22 protein-coding genes and 1 pseudogene are annotated in these 24619 nt (G+C 61.1%); 15 read left to right on the top strand and 8 right to left on the bottom strand.

The window, feature by feature from the left end:
• Positions 1-187: 187 nt before the first annotated feature.
• From IFT66_RS07685 to IFT66_RS07695, 3 genes are all read left to right on the top strand, one after another.
• Entirely contained in the window at positions 188-2521 is a 2334-nt protein-coding gene (locus IFT66_RS07685; RefSeq protein WP_192077235.1) for a TonB-dependent hemoglobin/transferrin/lactoferrin family receptor, read from the top strand.
• Between the two features lie 142 nt (positions 2522-2663).
• Positions 2664-3185, top strand: a complete 522-nt coding sequence (locus tag IFT66_RS07690) for a TIGR00645 family protein (RefSeq protein WP_082472017.1) — start codon at positions 2664-2666, stop codon at positions 3183-3185.
• A 226-nt stretch (positions 3186-3411) separates the two neighbouring features.
• A complete protein-coding gene (locus IFT66_RS07695; RefSeq protein ID WP_062455631.1) occupies positions 3412-4131 on the top strand; it encodes a helix-turn-helix transcriptional regulator in 720 nt (239 codons plus the stop codon).
• Between the two features lie 21 nt (positions 4132-4152).
• On the opposite strand, the gene IFT66_RS07700 is transcribed toward IFT66_RS07695, so the two are convergent.
• The 3 genes from IFT66_RS07700 to IFT66_RS07710 all read right to left on the bottom strand — a co-directional run bounded on the left by IFT66_RS07700 (position 4153) and on the right by IFT66_RS07710 (position 7104).
• On the bottom strand, positions 4153-5343 hold the full coding sequence (locus IFT66_RS07700) for a DUF2333 family protein (RefSeq protein ID WP_192077236.1): 1191 nt from the start codon (positions 5341-5343) through the stop codon (positions 4153-4155).
• Positions 5344-5454: 111 nt separating this feature from the next.
• Complete coding sequence (locus tag IFT66_RS07705; RefSeq protein WP_192077237.1) at positions 5455-6426, bottom strand: hypothetical protein; 972 nt, start codon at positions 6424-6426, stop codon at positions 5455-5457.
• Positions 6427-6522: 96 nt separating this feature from the next.
• Complete coding sequence (locus IFT66_RS07710; protein ID WP_062455623.1) at positions 6523-7104, bottom strand: thymidine kinase; 582 nt, start codon at positions 7102-7104, stop codon at positions 6523-6525.
• Between the two features lie 193 nt (positions 7105-7297).
• Here IFT66_RS07710 and IFT66_RS07715 point away from each other — a divergent pair, with 193 nt between their 5' ends.
• The 5 genes from IFT66_RS07715 to IFT66_RS07735 all read left to right on the top strand — a co-directional run bounded on the left by IFT66_RS07715 (position 7298) and on the right by IFT66_RS07735 (position 11657).
• Positions 7298-8245: a choline ABC transporter substrate-binding protein gene (locus tag IFT66_RS07715; protein WP_425503187.1), complete on the top strand. Its 948-nt coding sequence runs from the start codon at positions 7298-7300 to the stop codon at positions 8243-8245.
• A 151-nt stretch (positions 8246-8396) separates the two neighbouring features.
• Positions 8397-9272: a choline ABC transporter permease subunit gene (gene choW / locus IFT66_RS07720; protein WP_062455618.1), complete on the top strand. Its 876-nt coding sequence runs from the start codon at positions 8397-8399 to the stop codon at positions 9270-9272.
• Positions 9269-10342 carry a choline ABC transporter ATP-binding protein gene (choV, locus tag IFT66_RS07725; protein WP_249406394.1) on the top strand — a complete coding sequence of 358 codons (1074 nt, stop codon included), beginning with the start codon at positions 9269-9271 and terminating at the stop codon, positions 10340-10342. Before choW ends, choV begins: the two co-directional genes overlap by 4 nt.
• A gap of 103 nt (positions 10343-10445) precedes the next feature.
• The gene (locus IFT66_RS07730; protein WP_184653903.1) at positions 10446-11222 is read left to right on the top strand and encodes a HugZ family pyridoxamine 5'-phosphate oxidase; all 777 of its coding nucleotides are present in this window, start codon (positions 10446-10448) and stop codon (positions 11220-11222) included.
• A 114-nt stretch (positions 11223-11336) separates the two neighbouring features.
• Positions 11337-11657, top strand: coding sequence for an ArsR/SmtB family transcription factor (locus IFT66_RS07735; protein WP_062457893.1), 321 nt, complete (start codon positions 11337-11339; stop codon positions 11655-11657).
• A 163-nt stretch (positions 11658-11820) separates the two neighbouring features.
• On the opposite strand, the gene IFT66_RS07740 is transcribed toward IFT66_RS07735, so the two are convergent.
• Entirely contained in the window at positions 11821-12663 is an 843-nt protein-coding gene (locus IFT66_RS07740) for an alpha/beta fold hydrolase (protein ID WP_192077238.1), read from the bottom strand.
• A gap of 175 nt (positions 12664-12838) precedes the next feature.
• Between IFT66_RS07740 and IFT66_RS07745 the strand changes: the two genes are divergently transcribed.
• The 5 genes from IFT66_RS07745 to IFT66_RS07765 all read left to right on the top strand — a co-directional run bounded on the left by IFT66_RS07745 (position 12839) and on the right by IFT66_RS07765 (position 16816).
• Entirely contained in the window at positions 12839-13249 is a 411-nt protein-coding gene (locus tag IFT66_RS07745; RefSeq protein ID WP_113110773.1) for an ArsR/SmtB family transcription factor, read from the top strand.
• On the top strand, positions 13246-13779 hold the full coding sequence (locus IFT66_RS07750) for an SRPBCC family protein (protein WP_062455606.1): 534 nt from the start codon (positions 13246-13248) through the stop codon (positions 13777-13779). Before IFT66_RS07745 ends, IFT66_RS07750 begins: the two co-directional genes overlap by 4 nt.
• A 71-nt stretch (positions 13780-13850) precedes the next feature.
• On the top strand, positions 13851-14267 hold the full coding sequence (locus tag IFT66_RS07755) for a GFA family protein (protein WP_062455604.1): 417 nt from the start codon (positions 13851-13853) through the stop codon (positions 14265-14267).
• Positions 14268-14423: 156 nt separating this feature from the next.
• Positions 14424-15521, top strand: a complete 1098-nt coding sequence (locus tag IFT66_RS07760) for a carboxynorspermidine decarboxylase (RefSeq protein ID WP_062455601.1) — start codon at positions 14424-14426, stop codon at positions 15519-15521.
• 53 nt (positions 15522-15574) lie between these two features.
• Positions 15575-16816: a saccharopine dehydrogenase family protein gene (locus tag IFT66_RS07765; RefSeq protein ID WP_113110775.1), complete on the top strand. Its 1242-nt coding sequence runs from the start codon at positions 15575-15577 to the stop codon at positions 16814-16816.
• Between the two features lie 120 nt (positions 16817-16936).
• Here the strand turns inward: IFT66_RS07765 and IFT66_RS07770 are convergent, their stop codons facing one another.
• Both IFT66_RS07770 and IFT66_RS07775 read right to left on the bottom strand, forming a co-directional pair.
• Positions 16937-17176 (bottom strand): hypothetical protein, encoded by a 240-nt coding sequence (locus IFT66_RS07770; RefSeq protein ID WP_192077239.1) that lies wholly within the window; start codon positions 17174-17176, stop codon positions 16937-16939.
• Between the two features lie 192 nt (positions 17177-17368).
• Positions 17369-17719: a restriction endonuclease gene (locus IFT66_RS07775; protein ID WP_092661059.1), complete on the bottom strand. Its 351-nt coding sequence runs from the start codon at positions 17717-17719 to the stop codon at positions 17369-17371.
• Positions 17720-18095: 376 nt separating this feature from the next.
• Here IFT66_RS07775 and IFT66_RS07780 point away from each other — a divergent pair.
• Positions 18096-19546, top strand: a pseudogene (locus tag IFT66_RS07780) (cation:proton antiporter).
• A 271-nt stretch (positions 19547-19817) separates the two neighbouring features.
• Here IFT66_RS07780 and bglA read toward each other — a convergent pair.
• Positions 19818-21479 (bottom strand): beta-galactosidase BglA, encoded by a 1662-nt coding sequence (gene bglA / locus IFT66_RS07785; RefSeq protein WP_174196391.1) that lies wholly within the window; start codon positions 21477-21479, stop codon positions 19818-19820.
• Between the two features lie 156 nt (positions 21480-21635).
• Between bglA and IFT66_RS07790 the strand changes: the two genes are divergently transcribed.
• Positions 21636-22547 (top strand): sugar kinase, encoded by a 912-nt coding sequence (locus IFT66_RS07790; RefSeq protein WP_192077240.1) that lies wholly within the window; start codon positions 21636-21638, stop codon positions 22545-22547.
• Here the strand turns inward: IFT66_RS07790 and IFT66_RS07795 are convergent.
• Complete coding sequence (locus tag IFT66_RS07795; RefSeq protein ID WP_192077241.1) at positions 22508-24553, bottom strand: acyltransferase family protein; 2046 nt, start codon at positions 24551-24553, stop codon at positions 22508-22510. The genes IFT66_RS07790 and IFT66_RS07795 overlap by 40 nt on opposite strands.
• Positions 24554-24619 lie beyond the last annotated feature (66 nt).

Consider the following 24619-nt stretch of genomic DNA (forward strand, 5'->3'; position numbering starts at 1 on the left):
CTCTCACCACACGCCGCGCAAAAACATGAGTATTACACTCAGATTCAAACTTGACTCATTTAGTTTAGATTTCTAAGGCTTTTTGCGGGGCTTCTGCTTCGGCGGAAATCAAACAATCCGAACGTTACCCGGACGCAGGCTATCGCCGCGCCCGATGTCTCTGCATGTCTTTTTGAGGGGAACCACCATGCCTACCCGTTCGTCGCGGCATCGCCATCTCTACGCCGGAACTGCCGCACTTCTGCTGATCACGGCCGCGCCGCCGGCATGGGCGCAAGAGACTGCCCAGACCGCCGCTGGAACGACCGCCGCTGGAACGACCGCCGCGACCCAGGTTGCCGATGGCCAGGATACGACCGCCCTGAAGCCGATCGTGTTGCGCGACGGGACTTCCGTCGGCAAGTCCGACTCGCCGCTGACCGAAACGACAGATCGTCAGGTCATCCAGGACCGGATGGTCACCGATTTCAAGGATTTCTCCCGTCGCGTCGATGCCGGCGTCACCTTCAACCGGCAGAGCCAGAGCATCAACATTCGCGGTCTGCAAAACGAGCGCGTCCTGACGACAATCGACGGGATCCGCCAGCCCTGGCTGACCGACCCGCGCGATAGCGCCCGTGGCGGCAACAACGCCTTCGATTTCGACACGCTTTCGACGATCGATATCACCAAGGGTGCCGATTCGAGCCGCGTCGGTTCCGGCGCTCTTGGCGGCGCAGTCCAGCTCTACACGATCAATCCGGAAGACCTGATCGAGGACGGCCGTAATTTCGGCGCCCTGACCAAGAGCACCTATGACAGCGCCGACCGCAGCCTCGGCAACAATGCCGCCATCGCCGCACGACACAATGACAGCTGGTTCATGCTCCAGGGCGGCTACAAGCGCGGCAACGAGACCGATAACGAGGGCGACATCGGTGGTTACGGCACCACCCGCACGGAGGCCAATCCAAGCGATTACTGGCAACGCAACCTGCTCGCCAAGTTCCACCAGTATATCGAGGGCGGCCATCGTTTCGGCCTGACCGGCGAACTCTTCAACAAGGAGATCGACAGCGACAACATGCGCGGCACGACAACGAGCTACCAGCAGGGCACGCTGAAGAGCGGCGAAGAGGTCGATCGCAAGCGGCTGTCGGCATCCTACGACTTTACCTCCCCCAGCGGCGGCGACATCGTCGATCAGGCGAGCATCATCACCTACTGGCAAAAGCAGCGACTGAACAACACGACGGACGGGTTCCGCCTCACCGACCCACGCGGCTCAATCATTCCCGGCGACCCCTTCTACTACGGCTCCCCAAGCGGTATCTACAGCCGAGACAACCAGCTGACACAGGACAGCTACGGCATCTCCGGCAGCGCCTCGAAGGAACTGACCATCGGCGGCGTCAGCCACGAATTCCGGTTCGGCGGCGAGCTCTCCTGGCAGAAGACCTATCAATACTCCTCCGGCGTCGACAATTGCCCTGATGTCGACTGGACGACCATCCCGCAACCCTTCGGTCCCCAGTCCTGCCGCATGCTCCATTCCAATTCGTCCGATATGCCTGACGTCGACGGGATGATCCTCGGCATCTATGCCGAAGACGACATCAAGTTCTTCGAGGACCGCCTGACGGTGACGCCCGGTGTGCGCTTCGACTGGTACGATTACGATCCGAAATCGACCGCAAGCTTCGAGGACAGCCCGAACTACGATCCGGCCTATCTCGAAAGCAACAACGACTTCGGCATCTCCCCGAAACTCCGTTTCGGCTGGAAGGCGACCCAGGAACTGGAACTGTTTGCCCAGTATGCCCGCGGCTTCCGCGCGCCGACCGCGACCGAGCTTTACCAGAATTACGGGGCTCCGGGCTCCTATGCCCGCATCGGTAATCCCGATCTCGAAACCGAAACCAGCAACGGCTTTGAAATCGGCGCCAAATACGACGCGGCCGACTATTCGTTCAAGGCGACCGCCTTCAACAACTACTACAAGAACTTCATCGACACGGTCACCATCGCGCCTCCAGGCGGTGAGTACCCGGTCGGCGGCATCACCGGCTACGAAAACCTCAACCACGTCCGCATCTACGGCATCGAGCTGGGCGGCGAATGGCGCTTCGATCCAAGCTGGCGCACTTGGGGCTCGTTTGCCTATTCGCACGGCAAGGATACCGATACCGGCGACTACCTGAACTCGGTCGCGCCGCTGCGCGCCATCATCGGCCTCGGCTATTCATCCGAGACCTGGGGCTCGGACGTCTCGCTGACGCTTGCGTCCTCCCGCAACAAGGTCAGCGGCACCGGCTTCGAAGCACCCGGTTACGGTCTCGTCGATACGACCGTGTGGTGGGCACCCGAAAAGGTTGGTACCGTCGATCTCTCGGGCCTCAAGGTTCAGGCCGGCGTCTTCAACGTGTTCGACAAGAAGTACTTTGACGCGGTCAGCGTCCCGGACGGCGTTTCGGCTTCGGCGCAGGACTTCTACAGCGAGCCCGGCCGCAGCTTCAAACTGTCGGTGACCAAGAAGTTCTGATCCCTCCCCGACGATCGCCCTTTGATCCTGGACGCCGCATTCCCCGTAGGGGGTGCGGCGTTTTCGTCAGGACAGGCATCTTGCACCGGTTTTCGGCCCGGCTTATGGGAATCTCCAGCGCCTGCAACGGAGAACGGCCCCCATGAAATCGCTGGAACTGCTTGTCGAGAAGATCATCCTCTCCAGTCGCTGGCTCCTCGTCGTCTTCTATCTGGGCCTGGTTGCCGCACTCGCCGTCTACGCGCTGTCTTTCATGTTCAAGTTCTGGAAAGTCGCCAAGGAAGTCTTCACGCTGAGTGAAGCCGAAATGATCCTCGCCATGCTGGGTCTCATTGATGCGGCACTCGTTGCGAGCCTGATCGTGATGGTGATGATCTCTGGTTACGAGAACTTCGTTAGTCGCTTCGACGAAACGGAAGCCGACGTTTCGTTCCTCGGCAAACTGGATGCCGGAAGCCTCAAGATCAAGGTCGCCTCCTCCATCGTTGCCATCTCGTCGATCCATCTCCTGCAGATCTTCCTCAACGCCAACCAGTACTCGGATACCACGCTGATGTGGTACACGATCATCCACCTCACCTTTGTGGTCTCGGCCGTCATGCTCGGCTGGCTGGAGAAGATCATGGCGACGACAAAGGCCCACAAACACGAAACCAAGCTTTGACCGACTCAGCGTCTAAATCACCCCGGATCAGGCCGGACCGGTGATTGACGAACCGCAAAAGTGCTTGCGAATGAGCCCATCTCGGCGATACATGAGACAAATATAACAGTATCTCGGAAAATTACTCCGCACGGGGGCTTTTGCTCACTTTTCCGCTGGATTTACAAAGCGATTAGTATATTTGTTGCGCTTAACATAATAACCATTCACTTTTTTCGAAGCTAATATGATCACGCTGGAGCGGCAATCGATCCTCAACGGCGAAATTTCTGCAGCCTACTCCCGTGCGGAGATTTCGACGGTCTTTGAACGGGCCACACGCGAATTCGGCTTGCGCCATTTCGCTCTGGTCAAGCTTCCGCCTGCAAGCGAGACGCTTCTGTCCCGCATCATCGTCGAGACCAATCTTCCCAAGGACTATATCCGCGAATTCGATCGACTGCGGCTGCTGCCACGCACCCGGATGGCGGATGCCACGAGCGGCTGGTCGCTCCCGGACTGTTGCTGTCTCGATGATCGCAACTCGCCTGGCCAGCTCCCGCCGGACCTGATCGCCCTGCGCCGTCAGTACGGCATGATCACCAGCGTGGCCATGGCGCTTCATTCGGTCGATGGTACCGGCTTCCGCATCCGCATGTCGGGAGATCGTCCGCGCCTGACCCAGGCGGAACTGAACGAAATCGGCATGGTTATTTTGCACGCCTTCGCGGTGTTCGATCGCATCCGCCGATCGGAGCAGGCATCGACCTTCGGGCCGCTGACCACGCGGGAACTTGAAGTCGTACGCTGGACGGCACAGGGCAAGACCTCGTCCGAAATCGGCAAGATCCTGTCCCTCTCCGATCACACGGTCAACGCCTACATGACCAATGCCATCAAGAAGCTCGATTGCGTCAACCGCACCCAGCTTGTGGCAAAAGCGCTGAGACTGCGGCTGATCAGCTAGCGCTGCCGCAGCCGCACCGTCTTACCGATCCAGTACGCCGCGCACTTCAACGAGGTTGGAGCGCACCATCAGCGTATGGAAGCCCATCACCGACAGATGGCTCGGCATGATCATCCCATCTTCCGCCCCATTGGACACGATCGACGGCTGGATGCGAAGTGCTGCGCGGAAACGCGACAGCGTCTCGTTCCAAAGCTGCGTCAGGTTGCGCTCGCGAATGACCTGCGAGAAGTCGGCACCAGCTGCGGAAAGCACGGCGTAATAGCCGTAGAGCTGGCCATAGGCGAACCAGAAACGGTCGTCGGCACGGGTATCGAACCAGCCGGCCGCATGGTTTTCCGACCGGTCGCGCAGGATCGCAGCCGTCGCACCAAGATCATTGGCGATCCGGTCGACGAACTGCACGAGATTGTCGGAGCGGCTGTCGAAGGTCGCGTTGCAGGCGGTGAGATCGGCGTTGAAGGCCCGCAGCTTTTCGATCGCGGTGCGATAGTAGCTCGGCGTCGGCGTTTTGAAGCCGAACGGATCGACACCGAAATACCAGGAATACTCATCAAACTGCAGGTTGCCACGGGCATCCTGTAGGTTGGTGTTGACACCCGACGTGCCACGCACGCGGCCGAGCGTATCGACAAGTTCGCTGGACGTGCGCCGTACCGCCTGGTTCACGCCGCGCTGGAACGAAGCCTTGTTGTCGAGAAACGGCGTGTTGTCCCAGCTGATGCCGAAGAAGCCGAGCCGGTAGAGCAGCATGGACGAGATCCACGCATTCTGGTTCACGTTGGCGTCGGTCAGATCCGCCGCCGCATCGACGATCGCCGACGACTGGCACTGGCGGGCAGCCACAACAGGCGCGGCGGGCATCGGAGAAGACGCGGCCGTCCCGTTCAATGTTTCGGCAGCAGCCGCCGCCACGGGCGCCGTCGCAGGAAGGTCCTGGCCGGCCGGCACGGTGCGCTCATTCCAGCGATAGGCATCGACAAAGCTCGGGTTGAACCCGGTCCAGATCTGGGTCTGCACGAAGAAATAGCCGTAAAGACCAAACAGAATAAGGAGGAATGCCAGGATCGGCGCCTTCACCATCAGGTGCCGCTCGCCATACCAGCCGTGAGCGGCGCGAAACGGCCAGACGATCCCGGCGACGAGCAGTCCGATGCCCCTTGCGATCGCCTTGCCCAGGGTCTGAAGTGAGGCCTTGAGCCGATCGAGCATCCTGTTCTCCTGTCTGTGGGGCCGATAGGTCCGCCCGGTTGTTCCAACAGATATGGTTCCGCAAGCAGGCAAACAACCGCGCTGCACAAAAATCGGCAGCGGAGCACGGGTTTACGATCGCAGATAGCCGCCAAACGGCCAGTGCGGCATCCTCCAACGCCCGTCACTGGCGCTCGTCACAGCCGTCACCTCTCCAGGCTCGCTCCCATCGGTCACGGACACCGGATCGGTCTCCGCCTTCGGCAGGAACCGGTCGGCAAAGGCCTGTTGCGCCGCCCGCTTTGCTTGCCCGGCACCGGAGGCCCGCCAGGCACTTTCGGCAAATACCCCTGCTACCGGAACACTGTAGGGGAGAAGACCCTGCAGCGGTGGATCGCGCTGCCAGAGCGCTTGATGAACCGCCAGCAGGTCGCCGGTGTCGAAAAGCACCTTGTGGCGCAAGATATTGAGCGTCATCACGCTGGCATTCATCCGGTCGGTTATACCGTTCATCAGCCGGAAAAGGCCTTCCGTCCGGCCCACCGCGTCGGGTTTGGACAGATCCTCGCCCATCAACCCGCGCACCAGCTCCCTGCGGTGGTCGGCAAGGTCGAGAAGCCCCCTCTCGAACCGGTAGCGTCCCATCATCAGCGCGACACGTTCCTTGTCGAGCAGCGTGTAGAACGCATTTCCGACATCGAGGAGCTGCTTCACGGGCTCGATGCCCGTCCTGTTTTGCCCCGAACGTTGACCGGACCATTTCGTGGTCCAGCCGAGTATGCGCTTCAAACTGGTGGGCTCGACAGGATCGTCGAAGGTCTGCCGCAGCCTCGTCACCGCATCGCCGAACGCGCCGACCGCTTTGGCGAGATCTGCCTCCAGGCCGTCGCCCATCATCGTCACCCGTGCCTGCCGCTCGGCCTCGGCTTCGAGGTCTGCGACATCTGGAACGTGTCTGTCCTTCACCCCTCGCGAAAGCATCGCTTCGGATGTGGCGAGCTCGTCCCACATTGCCTGAAACGCCGTCGCGATCCGGGATATTTCCTCGTGAAATCGCCTGTAATCTCCCATGCCCTGCCCTCCCCAAAGCACTCCCGGGGCCATGCCACCGTCCGGGAGAATTTCAAGGTATCACAGGCTGGAAAAATCGCTACGGCGTTTCAACGCAAACGGGAACAGTGACAGTCTTCGCGTCGCCGCTTACCAGCAGCGCATCTTTTCTTCCCAGTGCCGACGGCAAAGCGAGACGTAGCGGTCGTTACCGCCCACTTCAACCTGTGCGCCTTCGCGAAGCGCCTCGCCATCGGCATCCACACGCACGACCATCGTTGCCTTGCGCCCGCAATGGCAGATCGTGCGGACTTCACGCAGTTCGTCGGCAATCGCCAGCAACTCCTGCGACCCCGGAAACAGCTTTCCGCGGAAATCGGTCCGCAGACCATAGGCCATGACCGGAATGCCGACGCGGTCGGTGATGCGGGCAAGCTGCCACACCTGCTCGGAGGTCAGGAACTGCGCCTCGTCGATAAAGACGCAGGTCAGCGGCTCCTGCGCATGCAAGGTTGAGATTTCGGCATAGAGATCGTCCGCCGGGCTGAACGGGATTGCCTCGGACGACAACCCGATCCGCGATGCAACGCGCCCCTGGCCGCCCCGGTGGTCGAAGTCGGCGATGAAGATTGCCGTGCGCATGCCGCGTTCGCGGTAGTTGTAAGATGCCTGCAGCAGCATGGTCGATTTGCCGGCATTCATCGTCGCGTAATGGAAGTAAAGCTTGGCCATGCGGCTTTGTGATGCCGATCGGCATCGAAGAAAAGCGCCGCAACGCAAAACCCACAAAAAATACGCGAACGACCCATCAATCGGCGCCTTGTCGCAAATGGTGGCTTCAGACGCCGTGATGCACAAGCTTGCCTGTTTCGGAGAGATATTGATAAGGTTGGGCATGATTTTAATGGGGAGCGTAAATATGACCATGACCGTTTCGACCAAGACCATTCTGGCCGCCGCCGTCTCCATGATGGCGCTGAGCGGAGCTGCTTCGGCCGCCGAGCCGGCAAGCTGCGGCACCGTCCGTTTCTCCGATGTCGGCTGGACCGACATCACCGCCACGACCGCCACCGCCTCCGTCCTTTTGAAGGCGCTGGGCTATGAGACGGATGTGAAGGTGCTTTCGGTGCCGGTCACCTATTCGTCGCTGAAGAACAAGGATATCGACGTCTTCCTCGGCAACTGGATGCCGACCCAGGAAGCCGACGTCCGGCCCTTCCTCACCGACAAGTCGGTCGAATCCATCGGCCCCAATCTCGTCGGCGCCAAGTACACGCTGGCAACCAATGCCAAGGGCGCCGAACTCGGCATCAAGGACTTCAAGGATATCGCAGCCAAGTCCGATGCTTTGGGCGGCAAGATCTATGGCATCGAACCCGGCAATGACGGCAACCGCCTGATCCTCGGCATGATCGAGAAGGACACATTCGGCCTCAAGAAGCTGGAAGTGGTGGAATCTTCTGAACAGGGCATGCTGGCCCAGGTCGCCCGCGCAGACAAGGCCGGCGAACCCGTCGTCTTCCTCGGCTGGGAACCGCATCCGATGAACGCCAACTTCAAGCTGACCTACCTTACCGGCGGCGATGACGTGTTCGGCGCGAATTTCGGCGGCGCCGAAGTCTATACCAACGTCCGCGCCGGCTACACGCAGGAATGCCCCAATGTCGGCACCTTCATCAAGAACCTGAAGTTCTCGCTGCCGATGGAAAACCAGATCATGGGCGGCATCCTCAACGACGGTGAAGAGCCGGAAGCAGCGGCGACCACGTGGCTGAAGGCCAATGGCGCTGCGATCACCCCGTGGCTTGCCGGCGTCACCACCAAGGACGGCAAGCCCGCCGAGGCAGCGGTCAAGGCCGAACTCGGCCTGTAAGACGCGTCGCAAACCGGCGAATGCCGGCGATAAGGCGTGATCCTCGGGCCCGTCCCGAGGATCCGCTGACGTTGGTAGACCCTTGGGGGCGCCCTCAAGGGTAACGCTTTCGCTCCTTGTATCACCCTTCCAGACGAGGCAGGCACGCGACGTGAACTGGCTAACCAACTCGCTCCCGAACTGGCTTGTGGATTCCACCGGCAAGATCCGCCTTGGAAACTGGGCGAAAGATGCGGTCGACTGGCTGACCACCAATGCCGACTGGTTCTTCAACTGGCTCGCCACCGTGCTGTCGGCGGTCATCGATGCGATCCTGTACGTGCTGCAGGGGCCGAACCCCTTCGTGCTGATCGCCATCGTAACGGCGCTCGCCTTCTGGCTGAGACGATCCGTCTCGATATCAGCCTTCACCGCAATCGGTCTGTTGCTGATCTATAACCAGGGCTACTGGAAGGAGACGACGGAGACGCTGGCGCTGGTGCTTGCAGCCACCGCCGTCTGCATGGCGGTCGGCATTCCGATCGGAATCGCTGCCGCCCGTCGCCCCTGGCTCTACGAGATCCTGCGGCCGATCCTCGACCTGATGCAGACCATTCCCACCTTCGTCTATCTCATCCCGGCGCTCATTCTGTTCGGCCTCGGCATGGTGCCGGGCCTCATCGCAACCGTCATCTTCGCTATCCCCGCCCCGGTCCGCCTCACCCGCCTCGGCATCATCTCGACGCCCGGATCTCTGACCGAAGCAGCCGTCGCCTTCGGCGCGACGCCGTCGCAGGTCCTGCGCAAGATCGAGCTCCCTTACGCAATGCCGCAGATCATGGCAGGCCTTACCCAGACAATCATGCTGTCTTTGTCGATGGTGGTAATCGCAGCGCTTGTCGGTGCCCCCGGTCTCGGCGTACCGGTCGTGCGCGCGCTCAACACCGTCAACATCGCCCGCGGCTTTGATGCCGGCTTCTGCATCGTCATCCTGGCGATCATTCTCGACCGCATGTTCAGAACGGCAGAACCGGGAGGCAAGTCATGACCGACGCGATGAACCGGACAGCGCCTGCCGCCGTCACCTTCTCGAAGGTCGATATCATCTTCGGCAACAACCCGGAACGGGCTGTCAAACTGCTCGACCAGGGCATGACGCGCGACCAGATCTCGGAAGAAACCGGGATCGTGCTCGGTGTCGCCGATGCCACGCTGTCGGTGCGCGAAGGCGAAATCCTCGTGCTGATGGGCCTGTCCGGCTCGGGCAAGTCGACGCTCCTGCGCGCCGTCAACGGTCTGGCGCCGGTCGTGCGCGGCGCGGTCAGCGTCGCCACCCCGTCCGGCCCGGTCGATCCCTACAAGGCCGGCACCCGCACCTTGCGCGATCTTCGGATGCACACGGTTTCGATGGTCTTCCAGCAGTTCGCGCTGCTGCCGTGGCGTACCGTCGCCGACAATGTCGGCTTCGGGCTTGAACTTGCCGGCGTCGCCGAACCGGAGCGGCGCAAGCGCGTCGACGAGCAGCTGGAACTCGTCAACCTCAGCCAGTGGGCGGATCGCAAGGTGGGTGAACTCTCCGGCGGCATGCAGCAGCGTGTCGGCCTTGCCCGCGCCTTTGCCACCGGCGCGCCGATCCTGCTGATGGACGAACCGTTTTCGGCGCTCGATCCGTTGATCCGCACCCGCCTTCAGGACGAGCTGCTGGAATTCCAGCGCCGCCTGAAAAAGACCATCCTGTTCGTCAGCCACGACCTCGACGAGGCTTTCCGCATCGGCAACCGCATCGCCATCATGGAAGGCGGCCGTATCGTCCAGTGCGGCACCCCGCAGCAGATCGTCCAGGCACCCGCAAACCAGTATGTCGCCGATTTCGTCCAGCACATGAACCCGATCAGCCTGCTCACCGCGGGCGACGTGATGCGGCAAGGCGTAACCGCCGATGCCGGGGCGCCGCCGGTGTCGGCAACAGCGAGGAGCACCACGCCACTGGTCGACATCATGGATGCGCTGGCCCGACAGAGGGGATCGATCGCGGTCGTCGATAACGGCGCCGTCGTCGGCGCGATTACGGCTGACGACGTGATTGCAGGTCTGACACGCCACCGACGCCGGACTTGATGCAAATCAAGGCGGACTGACACTCGTTTGTTAATGATCTGCTGTTATAGAGATTTGAAATTTAGAACTGGTGAATATTTTGGCCGACGAGCTGCAGGGCGCAATGACGGTGAGACAGGCTCTTCCACCGACCTCTGCGCAGGAACCTTCGAAAGATCAAAGCGTGTTGCGCGACACGGATGAGGAGGCACGCCACCTTGCGCGGATGCTGGTGCGCGGCGCCCGTCACATGGCGCTTGCGGTGCTTGATCCCACAAGCGGTTTTCCCTCCGCAAGCCGCGTGCTGACCGGAACCGATCTTGATGGCGTGCCGGTGATTCTCGTATCGGCGCTGTCGGGTCATACGAAGGGATTGGCAGGCGATCCCCGCTGTTCTGTCCTCGCCGGCGAGACCGGCAAGGGCGATCCGCTCGCCCACCCGCGAATCACCGTTCAGTGCATTGCGGAAAAAGTGGAAAGAGATAGTCCCGTCCATCTGCGCATCCGCCAGCGGTTTCTGGACCGTCATCCGAAAGCAAAACTCTATATCGATTTTCCGGATTTCTACTTTTTTCGCCTTGTTCCGCAGTCGGCCTCGCTCAACGGCGGCTTTGGCAGGGCCTATGTCTTGGATGGCAGCGACCTTGTCATCGCGAACCCTGGAAGCGGCGAGGAATGGAGTAATTTCTCGCGCGATATCAGAGAGTTGACGGACGAAGCGAACAGCCTTGCCGCACGGCTCGGCGCAAAGAATGCTGGTCAATGGCGGTTCGTCGGTGCAGATAGCGCCGGGCTAGATCTGATCGCCGGAGACACATTGCTGAGACATGAGTTCAGGACGTTGCAATCGTCCCCCGAGCACGCGTCCCAGTATATTTTCAATATGTCTAAAACAGTGTAGTCGACTACCCAAAATCTAGGGATATACAACTTTGATGTCTGCTGGTTTAGTCAGTTCCAGGGACTACGGCATTACCGGAGCACGGCATGCTCAGGAAGAGGGGATAGAGATATGATGGAAACGATGCCACTTTCAGACCACTCGAATGCAGCAGCGAATTTGCTGTCTGCGATGGCAAATCCAAAGCGGCTGATGATTTTGTGCTGCCTGGTCAAGGGCGAAGTAGCTGTGGGGGCACTGGCTACTCAAGTTGGCCTGAGCCAGTCTGCACTGTCACAGCACTTGTCCAAGCTGCGCGCGCAGAAATTGGTGAAGACGCGCCGCGATGCGCAGACGATCTATTATTCGAGTTCCGCGGACTCGGTTCTCAAGGTCCTGTCGACGCTTGAAAACATCTACTGCATCCCGGCTGAGACGAAATCTGCAGCCGCCTGAAATCTTGTCCGCTGCATGACGCGGCGGGTCAGAACGCATCCACACAGCGTTGCCGGCATGGCTGGTAGCATTTTTTCTTTTTGAAATTTGCTTTGTAAGATTTTTTGAAACCGATGAAATCTCTGGAAATGGCTCGTCTCGCGACGAGCCATTTCTGTTTTGACTATGCCTTGAAGAAGGCCAGGAGATCCGCGTTGATGACGTCGGCATGCGTCGTCGCCATGCCATGCGGCAGACCTTCGTAGACCTTGAGCGTGCCGTTCTTCAAAAGCTTGGATGACAGCATCGCCGAATCGGCGATCGGCACGATCTGGTCGTCGTCGCCATGCATGACGAGAACCGGCAGGTCGATCGCCTTGAGGTCTTCCGTGAAGTCGGTTTCGGAAAACGCCTTGATGCAATCGTAATGCGACTTTGTGCCGCCCATCATGCCCTGACGCCACCAGTTGCGGATGACGCCCTCGGAAACCTCAGCACCGTCGCGGTTGTAGCCGTAGAACGGTCCGGTCGGGATATCGAGGAAGAACTGCGCCCGGTTGGCCGCCTGTGCGGTGCGAAATCCGTCGAACACAGACAGCGGCAGGCCGCCCGGATTGCTGTCGCTCTGCACCATGACAGGCGGCACCGCACCGATCAGCACGGCCTTGGCAACGCGACCCTGCGGCTGGCCGAATTTCGCGACATAGCGCGTGACCTCGCCGCCACCCGTCGAGTGACCTACATGGATGGCTTCCTTGAGGTCCAGATGCGCCGCCAGTTCGGCAACGTCTGCCGCATAGGTATCCATCTCGTTGCCGGTATCGGTCTGGCTGGAGCGGCCGTGCCCGCGACGGTCATGCGCGATCACGCGGTAACCCTGGTCGAGGAAGAACAGCATCTGGGCGTCCCAATCGTCGGACGAAAGCGGCCATCCGTGATGGAAGACAATCGGCTGGGCGTCCTTGCTGCCCCAATCCTTGTAATAGATCTGCGTGCCGTCGCTGGTGGTGATGTAGCTGCTGCTCATGGCTGACCTCGGTTGATGACAAGTGAGAGAGAACGTCTGCAAATGGCTGCCCCTGCATCCGCTCCGCGCCTGCAGAATATGATTCCGCCTCGCTTTTGCAACTCCTGATAAAAGCCAAATCTCGACATTCAACAAAACGGTTGACAATGCCTGCAGGACGCATATGTTAAACCATATGGTTGAATTTAGCGAACATCAGATCGACACGGTTTTCCAGGCCCTCAGCGACGCCACGCGCCGGCAGATGCTGATGACGCTGGCTGCCAGCGAGCAGACAGTCGGGCAACTGGCAGCGCCCTACGCCATGTCGCTCGCCGCCGCTTCGAAACACATCAAGGTTCTGGAAACCGCTGGCCTCGTCCGCCGCGAAATCCAGGGCCGTACGCATCTCTGCCGCCTATCGCCAGGCCCGCTCGCCGCCGCCCACGAATGGCTGGCCTTCTACGAACGCTTCTGGACCGCCCGCCTCGACACGCTCGACCGGCTGTTGCGCGAGGACGATGCGATCAAGACCACCGGCCCGCAAGGCGAGGCCACCACCAAAGCCGAAGGAAAACCGCACAGCAAACCGGGAGACGATCAATGACCGACATGACATCGTTGAGCAGGCACGCCTTCATGACAGAACCCCTCGCCCTGACGATCCAGCGCAAGCTACCAGGGCCGATCGAACGCATCTGGGACTATGTCACCGACAGCGATCTGCGCCGCCAGTGGCTTGCGTCCGGCACGATGCCGAGCCAGCCGGGCGGCACGTTCGAGCTCGTCTGGCGCAATGATGAACTCAGCGATGATTCCGCCGGCCGCCCGGAAGGCTTTCCCGAAGAACAGCGCATGCAGAGCGAGATGATCGCCTTCGAAGCACCCCACCGGGTGGTTTTCTCCTGGCCACCTTCAGGCGAGGTCTCGATCGAACTGCAGGCCGTCGGCAAGGATGTTCTTCTGACCCTCACCCACCGCCGCATTTCCGACCGTCGAAACATGGTCATGGTCGGCGCCGGCTGGCATGCCCACCTCGACATCCTCGAGGTCAAGGCAGCGGGCAAAAATCCTGCCGCCTTCTGGCCCGCATGGCTTCGCCTGCGCGAGGAATACGAAGCCATCGTTCCCGCCTGAGATCCTCTAGCGACCACACCCCGCCCCGGCGCGAGCCTCAGGCACCGGCAACCAGAAATGGAGCAGCGTCCATGCATGAACCCTTTACCGGCGGCTGCACCTGCGGCGCCGTCCGTTACACCGTCACCGGCGAACCCGTCGCCATGGTCGATTGTCAATGCCGTCAGTGCCAGCGCGAAAGCGGCACCGGCCACACTTCCAATCTCGTCTTCGTCGGAGCGACGGTGACGATCGAGGGCCAGCCGAGTCACTGGGAAGCAACAGGCGATGGCGGCACCGTGAAAAGACGCGCCTTTTGCCCAACCTGCGGCGCGCCCGTCTCCATGACCTTTCCGGCCATGCCGGACATGTTTGTCATCCGCGCAGCAAGCCTCGACGCACCGGACCAATATCGGCCGCAGATCATCACGTGGACCGACGCGGCCCAGCCATGGGACCACCTCGACCCGGCCCTCGCGCGCTTTGCGAAGATGCCGCCTGCAGCCTGACGCGAGGCAAACGGGACCGTCTCTGTCTCTGTCAAAAGGGCCGCCAAACCGCGACCCTTTCGACATTCTTGCCCCTCGGGTCTTGAAGATGACAGCCGCCTGAGGCAATAGGCGCCATACGCTTTCCCAGGACCGTCACGAGGCCGACCGCACGATATGCTCCAGACACCCTACTACCTCATCGACAAGTCGAAACTTCTCCGCAACATGGAGAGGATCGCTGCTGTCCGCGAGACGTCGGGCGCCAAGGCATTGCTGGCGCTGAAATGCTTTGCCACATGGTCGGTATTCGATTTCATGCGCGACTATATGGACGGCACCACGTCCTCGTCGCTCAACGAAGTCCGCCTTGGCCACGAGCGCTTCGGCAAGGAAACCCACGCCTATTCAGTGGCCTATGCGGATTACGAGATCGACGAGGTCGTTTCGCATGCCGACAAGATCATCTTCAACTCGATCGGCCAGTTGCAGCGTTTCGAGAGCCAGTCGTCGGGCATTACCCGCGGCCTGCGCCTCAACCCCGGCGTCTCCTCGTCCACCTTCGATCTCGCCGATCCCGCCCGCCCTTTCTCGCGGCTGGGCGAATGGGACCAGAAACAGGTCGAGCCGGTCATGGACCTGATCTCCGGCTTCATGATCCACAACAACTGCGAAAACGGCGACTTCTCGCTGTTTGATCGCATGCTCGGCGAAATCGAGCAGAAGTTCGGCCCCCTGCTGAAGAAGGCCGAATGGGTCAGCCTCGGCGGCGGCATCCATTTCACCGGCGACGATTACCCGGTCGACCTGTTTGCCGAGCGCCTCAAGCGCTTCTCCGGCGAATACGGCGTCCAGGTCTATCTCGAACCCGGCGAAGCCTCGATCACCCGCTCGACGACGCTGGAAACCACCGTCCTCGATACCCTTTACAACGGCAAGAACCTTGTCGTGGTGGATAGCTCCATCGAAGCGCACCTGCTGGATCTCCTGATCTACCGTGAAAACGCAAAGGTTCATCCAAACCAGGGGCCTTATCGTGCCATGGTCTGCGGCAAGTCCTGTCTTGCCGGGGATATTTTCGGCGAGTTCGATTTTCCGAATGAACTGAAAGTTGGCGACCGCATTTCCTTCCAGGATGCCGCCGGCTACACGATGGTCAAGAAAAACTGGTTTAACGGCGTGCAAATGCCGGCAATCGCCATCCGTGAACTGGATGGCAGCCTCAGGACGGTCCGCGAGTTCGGCTACGCGGACTACGAACAAAGCCTATCCTGAGCACAAAGCTCAGCGGCTTCTGACGATTGGACTTGAAGGAACTCGTCCCCACCATGAAAAAGAACGTACTCATCATCGGCGCCGGTGGCGTCGCCCAGGTCGTGGCGCACAAATGCGCCCAGAACAACGACGTGCTCGGCGATATCCATATCGCCTCCCGCACCAAGTCGAAATGTGACGCCATCATCGCCTCGGTCCACGACAAGAAGGCGATGAAGGTAGAAGGCAAGCTCGAAGCCCACGCCCTCGACGCCCTCGACATCGAAGCCACCAAAGCCCTCATCAAGGCGACCGGCAGCCAGATCGTCATCAACGTCGGCACCGCCTTCCTCAACATGTCGGTGCTGCGCGCCTGCATGGATACCGGCGTCGCCTATATCGACACCGCCATCCACGAAGAGCCGAACAAGATCTGCGAAACCCCGCCGTGGTACGGAAACTACGAGTGGAAGCGTGCGCAGGAATGCGAGGAAAAGGGCATCACCGCCATCCTCGGCGCAGGCTTTGATCCGGGCGTCGTCAACGCCTATGCCCGCCTTGCCAAGGATGACTATCTCGACAAGGTCACCGATGTCGACATCGTCGACATCAATGCCGGCAGCCACGGCAAGTATTTCGCCACCAACTTCGATCCGGAAATCAACTTCCGCGAATTCACCGGTGTCGTCTACGCCTGGCAGGGCGGCGAATGGACCGTCAACAAGATGTTCGAAATCGGCAAGGACTACGACCTGCCGGTCGTCGGCACCCGCCGCGCCTATCTCTGCGGCCATGACGAAGTGCATTCGCTGGCAAAGAACATGGATGGCGCCGACGTGCGCTTCTGGATGGGCTTTGGCGATCACTACATCAACGTCTTCACCGTCCTGAAGTCGATCGGCCTTCTCTCGGAGCAGCCGGTCAAGCTTGCCGACGGTTCCGAAGTCGTGCCGCTCAAGGTCGTCAAGGCCTGCCTGCCCGACCCGTCGTCGCTCGCGCCGGAATACGAAGGCAAGACCTGCATCGGCGATTTCGTGAAGGGCATCAAGGACGGCAAGGAACGCACGGTGTTCATCTACAACGTCGCCGACCACAAGGAAGCCTATAACGAAGTGGGCTCCCAGGGCATCAGCTATACCGCGGGCGTTCCCCCGGTCGCCGCCGCCATGCTGGTGGCATCAGGTGAATGGGATGTGAAGAAGATGGCAAACGTCGAAGAACTGGCGCCAAAGCCTTTCCTCAACATCTTGAACAAGATCGGCCTGCAGACCTGCATCCGCGACGAAAACGGCGAACGCGAGCTGCATTTCGACTGAGATCGGAACATCAGCCCTTCAAGCATCAAAAAAGCCCGCGAGCGATCGCGGGCTTTTTTCTTTGTAACGATGTGAAAACGAGGCTGCCCTCACCATCCAGGCAAAGTCAGGCCCGTCCACTCAGCGCCAGGACGTCCCGTCGGCGCTCACGCAGCCATAGGGCGGCGGCACCTCGCCGAACGTCGCATGCAGCTTGTCGCAGCCCCATTTGTTCAACGGTCCCGGCAGACGGCTGTTGATCTCGATACCGACCTCGTCATACGCCGAACTCGTGTTCGACACGTAGCTGTACCAGCGCTGCCCGATAAACCCGGTTGCTGCGATGAGAACAACCAAAACGACCAAAATAATTCTGCTCATGAAAATCCCTTACTTTTGCCCCGGTCGTAGATAGTCTGGATTAAGACCTTAAGGGTAACCGTCTGTTTTTCCGGAGGAACCTGTGCGCAGACGATCCAAGGAAGGGAACAACGGCGTCGGCGGACTTCGCGAACATCTACGCCCAGCGCACACTTGATGGCGTCCGGTATCAGCCCGGGCCATCGTCTGACTCTATGCTTTCGGCCCGCGTCCCCGGCCCTGTCGCGGCTCCTTCGGCGGAGCCGCATACCCCGGAGGTTTTGTTTTCACCCAGGCAACGAATGTCCGTATCGCCGGGTCTTCAAGGATAGCCTCGATCGTCGAGAACTTCTTGGCGAGCTGGGCATCCGTCAAATTCACATGGATCTGGTCGTGACAGATCCGGTGCAGGCAAACCGTTTCCTTGCCGCCCTTGCTCTTGGGGACAAGATAATGCTTTTCCTGCTGATCCTCCGGGATCACCCGCTCGCACATCGGACAATACACGGGCTCCGGCGCAGCCTCGTCCCACGAAGCCGGTTCGTCTCTGTTCTTGCGGGCCATCGGTCCATCACCTGTTGAGCGCTGCCGGCCCTGCATCTCCATCTGGCTGGATCGATGCAAAGCCCTTGCCCCAGCAGATATCGCGTCCCGCAACCCGGAGCAATGCCGTTCGAAACAGACCTTGGACGTGGCATCGCCCAAATCCCGCTTCCCACGCGGACCCGCCATCACCCTCACCCCGCCCGAAAACCGTTTTCCCTTTCGTCCGCCTGCCCTACATGATGCATCGACGGATGCGCTGTGACGCACCCGGTCGATCACCCCTGCAGCGAATGACGCCACCCCCATGACCTTTTTCGAAAGCCTGCTCATCCTGATGCTGGTCGCGATCGTGCTGTTGCAGGTGTCGCGGCGGCTCTCCGTGCCCTATCCGTCGATGCTGGCGCTGGCAGGCGTCGCGGTGGCGCTGGTGCCGGGCGCGCCTTACTTCGCGCTCGATCCGGAGATCGCGCTGGCGCTGTTTATCGCGCCGGCCTTGCTCGATGCCGCCTTCGATTTCCCGCTGAATACCGCCAGGCGCTTCTGGTTGCCGCTTGTGGTCTTTGCGCTGGGCGGCGTCGTCGTCACCACGGCGACGGTCGCGGTCGCCGGCTATGTGATGGCCGGCCTGCCGATTGCGGCCGCCATCGTGCTCGGCGCCATCGTCGCGCCGCCGGACGCCGCCGCCTCCACCGCCGTCCTCTCCACCATGTCGGTGCCGCGCACCACCGATGCCATCCTGCGCGGCGAAAGCCTGTCAACGATGCGGCAGCACTTCTGATCTTTGGAGCAGCCCTTGCGGTCCAGTCGGCCGGCGGGCTTGATCGCGAAGTAACGACCCATCTCGTTCTTGCCGTTCCCGGCGGCATCCTGCTCGGCTGGGTCGCGGCGCTGGTGATCCGCCGCCTGTCGGCCTACGTCACAGGCACGCTTGGTGGCAATCTCCTGCAATTCGTCCAGACCTTCCTTCTGTGGATCCTCGCCGAACATCTGGAACTGTCTGCGGTGCTCGCCATCGTCACCTTCGCCATGACGATCGCCAGCACCAGCGAAAGCCTGTCGTCGGCGCGCATGCGGGTGCAGTCCTATGCGGTCTGGACGGTCGTCGTCTTCGTCCTCAACGTCGTCGCCTTCCTGCTGATGGGCATGCAGGTGCGCGACATCTATGCGGACATGGAGGTCGGCCATTTCGCCGAAGCTCTGTTGTTTTCCGCCGTGATCGTCGCCATCGTCATCGCCACCCGCTTCGCGCTCTGCCTTGCCTATAACCGCATCGAAGCCTGGCGAGCCCGTCGCGACGGACGCGAGGAACCGGCATCGACCAGGCAGGCGATTCTCGCCTCCTGGTGCGGCATGCGCGGCCTCCTCTCCCTTGCCACGGCCTACGCGCTTCCCGCCGATTTCCCGGAACGCGACATGGTCGTGCTGACCGCCTTCGCCGTCGTCATCGCCACGCTCGTCCTGCAGGGCCTGACGCTGTCACCGCTGATCCGCTGGCTCGGCCTCGACTGGCGCCATACCAGCGCGCAGGAACTGTCTGAGATGCGCCGCCGCGTCGTCAAGGCAGGCATCGGCCGCCTCGACGGCGAGACGGGAACAGAAGCCGAAAAACTGCGCGCGAAGCTCACGATGGAACACCAGGCCTTCGACGACCCGGACCGTGCTGCCTCGATGGACACCTACCGCCGGCTGGTGCTTCTCTTCATCGCCGGACAACGCACCGAACTCGAAAACCTCCGCGCTTCCTACGAGTTGAACGTCGACGAATACAATCTCCTGCTCGAGGAAATCGACTGGCGCGAACTCTCGATCCTCCCCGAAGACGACCGACGGATCGAGGAGATCTGATCAGGGAAAGCGGTGCGGGATCAACGGGCGTTGAACCACCCAAGACGTCTTGCTCCCCGCACCAATCAACAGGCACCGGCGCCGATAGTTTTGCGCCAACAGTCCCCTACGCTCCCTCATTCCTGTGCTCGTCACAGGAACCCAGCCAGCCCAAGTCCTTGGGCTGAAAGAACCGTCGTCGCCCTACCGACGCGTCGGCAAAATTCCTGTGGCAATCACAGGAAAGAGGGGAAGATTGCCTCCCCCTCCCATCCCACTCACACCTACGCCATCACACCCGCGCGCAGAACACATCCAGCGCATCGAGCTTCACGGCACCCGCTTCCAGCTTCGACACAAACCCCGGAAGATCGACCGGCATCACGTCGCCCATCCGCTTGGGCAGCACGAAGTTTTGCGGCTCGCGGGTCAGGTTGAACACGAACAGCAGCTTCTCACCGCCCTTTTCGCGAACGAAGGCGAGCAGGTCCTGGTTGGTCTCGATAAACGTCATGTCGCCGTCGATCAGCGCATGGTGGTTTTTGCGGAAGGCGAAGGTTTCGCGGTAGTGCTGCAGCACCGAATCCGGCATTGCCTCCTGCGCATCCACCGAACGGCTGGCGTGATCGGCCGGAATGGGCAGCCAGGTCTTGGCGCCCTCGCTGAAGCCCGCATGGGCCTCGCCCGCTTCCCACACCATCGGCGTGCGGCATCCGTCGCGGCCCTTGAAGGCCGGCCAGAAGCGGATGCCGTAGGGGTCGCGCAGATCCTCGTAAGTCAGTTCCGCTTCGCTCAAGCCCAGCTCCTCGCCCTGGTAGAGGCAGATCGAACCGCGCAGCACCGAAATCAACGTTGCGGACAATTTGGCGACGCGGTCCTGCTCGGACGGATCCTCGGTAAAGCGGGTCACGTGACGCACCACGTCGTGGTTGGAAAACGCCCAGCACACCCAGCCGTTCACCACCGTATCAAGCACGGTCTGCATCACCTTGCGGATATAGGCGGCAGAAAACGCCGGGCCCAGCAGGTCGAACGTGTAGCACATGTGCAGCTTGTCGTCGCCGGTCGTATAGAGCGCGAGCGTGTTCAGCGAACGCGGCCCGTCGCCCACTTCGCCCACCGAGGCGCGATTGTCGTAGCTGTCGAGCAGCGCCCGCAGCCGCTTCAGAAAGCCGATATTTTCCGGCTGCGTCTTGTCGTAGAGATGGTTCTGCATCGAATACGGATTGGTATCCGTCTCCATGCCGGCGCCGTCGGTGTCGTAGACCATCGGCGGGTTGCTGCGCAGTTGCTTGTCGTGGAAATAGTAGTTGACGGTATCGAGCCTGAAGCCGTCGACGCCGCGGTCGAGCCAGAAGCGCACCGTATCCAGCATCGCGTCCTGCACATCGGGATTGTGGAAGTTGAGGTCCGGCTGCGAGATCAGGAAGTTGTGCATGTAGTACTGCTTGCGCACACCGTCCCATTCCCAGCCCGGTCCGCCGAAGATCGACAGCCAGTTGGTCGGAGCCGTGCCGTCGGGCTTGGGGTCGGCCCAGACATACCAGTCGGCCTTGGGATTGGTGCGGCTGGAGCGGCTTTCGATAAACCACGGATGCCGGTCGGATGTATGCGAAATGACCTGGTCGATGATCACCTTGAGGCCGAGGCGATGGGCCTCTGTCATCATCTCGTCGAAATCGGCAAGCGTGCCGAACATTGGGTCGACATTGCAGTAATCGGAAACGTCATAGCCCATGTCGGCCATCGGCGAGGTGAAAAACGGCGACAGCCAGATCGCATCGACGCCGAGCGAAGCTACATGCGGCAGGCGCTGGGTAATCCCCTTGATATCGCCCAGTCCGTCGCCGGTCGTGTCCTGGAAGGACCGCGGATAGATCTGGTAGATCACCGCACCGCGCCACCAGTTGCCGTCAACCTTGCGAGTGGTGTCCCTCGTGGTCTCCAATACCATTCCACAATGCTCCTTCTTGAAAATCGCTCATCCCAACCTTGGTCCCAAACTAGAGCCATGCCACCAAAAGACAACGCGGAAACGAAGCGCGACACGCTCTTGTCATGGCGGACGCTTCAGCTTATTCGAGCGTCAAACCCATGGGAGGGATGACACTTGGGCGGAAAGCTTCTTTCGATCGGCGAATGCATGGTGGAACTGTCGCAGGCGGGTGAAGGCCTGCTGCGCAAGGGCTTCGCCGGCGATACGTTCAACACGGCCTGGTATGCCCGCGCCTGCCTCTCCAAAGACTGGTCGGTGGACTATCTGACCGCAGTCGGCGACGATCCGATGTCGTCGGATATGCTTGGGATGATGGAGAAAGCCGGCATCGGCACCAGCCTCATCCGCCGCATCCCCGGCAAGACGCCCGGCCTCTACCTGATCACCCTCAAGGATGGCGAGCGCACCTTCAGCTACTGGCGCGACAGCGCTGCCGCGCGCAAGCTCGCAGACGACGCCGAGCACCTGCGCTCGGCAATCGAAACCGCCGACATCATCTATTTCTCCGGCATCACGCTCGGCATCCTGGCACCGGAAGCGGTCGAGACGCTTTTATCGGAACTGCGCCGCGCCAAGGCCGCCGGCAAGACGGTCGCCTTCGATCCGAACCTTCGCCCGCGCCTGTGGGTGAGCCGGGACATCATGCTGAAGACGATCGAGGATGGCGCAGGAGCCGCCACCATCGTTCTCCCAAGCTTCGACGATGAAGCGACCTATTTCGGCGATGCCACGGTGGCCGATACGATCGCCCGCTACCATGGTCTCGGCGTCACGGATGTCGTGGTCAAGAACGGCGCAGAAGGCGCAACCTTCAGCCTGTCGGGCGTGACCGGTCATGCACCGGCCGTCACCACCGGCCAGGTGGTCGACACGACCAGCGCCGGCGACAGTTTCAACGCCGGCTTCCTGTCGAAGTACTTAAGCGGCGCCACACCGCACGAAGCCGCAGCCTACGGCGCCGCAGTCGCCGCCACCGTCATCGGCCATCACGGCGCGCTGATCAGTCCGGAGCTTCTGCCCGGCTGAACCACCGCGACCGGATGTGTCGGCTTGAGCTGGCAGATCCCTTTCGGCTCGCCCACCTTCACGCCAGCCTCGCAACCGTGTTGCGCGGCATCCGTCAGCGCGTCGTAGAGATCGAGCGTCTTACCGAGATGGATCGACCCCAGATGCGAAAAATGCTCGTCGTCGAGGAACAGCGAAACGCCGTCATCCACCACCCGGCAGCTTTTCTCGTCGCAGAGATAATCTTCGAGCGACACGACCGGGAACCGCTTCGAAACGTCCGCCATCAGCCGCTCCACGAGGGCATCATGGGCGCGCTGTTCGTCCCGCTCCATCATGCAGGGCGTGTCTGCAACATCCAGCATGGCGCTTCGCACGACACAGCGGCCGATATCGCGACCATCGCGCGGCGGCGGCGCCATGAACACCGGCCTCAGACCGACCGAGCGCAGCCAGTCGGCGGTCGCCTCGACCTCGGCAAGCATCCGGCCGTAATCCGTCCGCATCGCCTGGCCTTGCGCCGTCATCACCCGGCGGTCAGATCTGAGATAGGTCAGGTACTGCGATCCGAGCACGACGGTGCGCAGCGAGGGTGTTTTTGCAAGATAGGCCTTTACCGCCTCGTTGTGACGAATGCAGTCGAGCGGCCATGACGCGGAATCGTTGAGCGGGATGGGCGCGATTCCGGTTGGAAACGCGCAGCTGTTCTTGTGAAGCTGCACCAGTCCCTCGCCCTGATCGGACGGCGTATCGTGCATGGACGCCGCCAGCCCGTCGACCAGATGCATCGCCAGCGAATCGCCCCAGACCGCCATTTCCGGGCCCTGACCGATCGTGCAGACATCCGGCCGCACTTCGCCGTTGCAGATCTTGCCGATGCCGAGGCTCGGCTCCCCCATGGCTGTAAGCACGGGATCGCGGCCCGGAAAGCCCTGCGCGTTGGTGGTCACGATGCCGAGCACCACCAGCACCGCCGCTAAGGACCCGCTGAGGGAAAACACCAAGCGACGGCCGACCTGCGGCTTCCGGAACGGCTGTTCCACCAGAAAATAGCTTGCGATTGCCAGCGCAAACACGAGCGCCACCAGCAGCCCGTAGGACCAGCCCGGCAGCATGTCCATCGAGCGCAGACGGGCAAAGGCGAACACCGGCTGATGCCAGAGATAGAGGCTGTAGCTGATCAGCCCGATCGCCACCAGCGGCCGAAGCGAAAGCAGCCGTCCGGCAAGATTGCCCGGACCGGCAAAGGCGATCACGAGAAGCGTGCCGACCACCGGCGCCAGCGTCACCGGTCCCGGCCATTTCAGCTCGGATGTCAGGAACAGGCAACTGCCGACGATCAGGATAAGGCCAGCAAGCCCCAGGGCCGATCGGGTCCGCTCAGAGTAACGGGTCGGTATGCCGCCGATCGCCAGAAGCGCGCCTGCGGCAAGTTCCCAGAACCGGGTAAAGGGGAGATAGAAATTCGCGACCGGATCGACCCTTGAAACCGGCCATGCCAGAAACAGGCTGATCAGCGCCAAAACCGCCACGATGCGGAAGATCACCTGCCGCGTCTGCTTGCGAACCATCCACAGAAGCACCGGAAACACCAGATAGAACTGCTCTTCCACCGATAGAGACCACGTATGCAGCAGCGGCTTCAGTTCGGTACTGGGCGAAAAATATCCCGTATTGTCCCAGAGCTCGAAGTTGGAAACCATCAGCAGCGAGTGGAACAGGTCCTTGCCGAAATCGTCCAGTTCCGATGGCAGCATCCACAGTGCCGCAAAGGGCAGACAGGCAATGCACACCACAAGCAGCGCCGGCGCGATGCGCCGCACCCGCCGCTCGTAGAAATTGACGATGCTGAAACGGTCTTTCGCCAGGTCGTTGAGAATGATCGCGGTGATCAGGTAGCCGCTGATGACGAAGAACACGTCGACGCCGACAAAGCCACCCGGCATTAACCCGAGACCGGTGTGGAAGAGGATGACGGGAACGACGGCGATCGCGCGCAGCCCATCGATTTCTGGTCTGTACTGCATGCCGGGGCTCTACCAATCCCGGCCGCGGAAGTCCATTGCTGAGGGGTGCTGCGAGCAGCGTTCGGC

Source organism: Rhizobium sp. CFBP 13726 (genome assembly GCF_014841925.1).
Classification (GTDB): Bacteria; Pseudomonadota; Alphaproteobacteria; order Rhizobiales; family Rhizobiaceae; genus Neorhizobium; species Neorhizobium soli.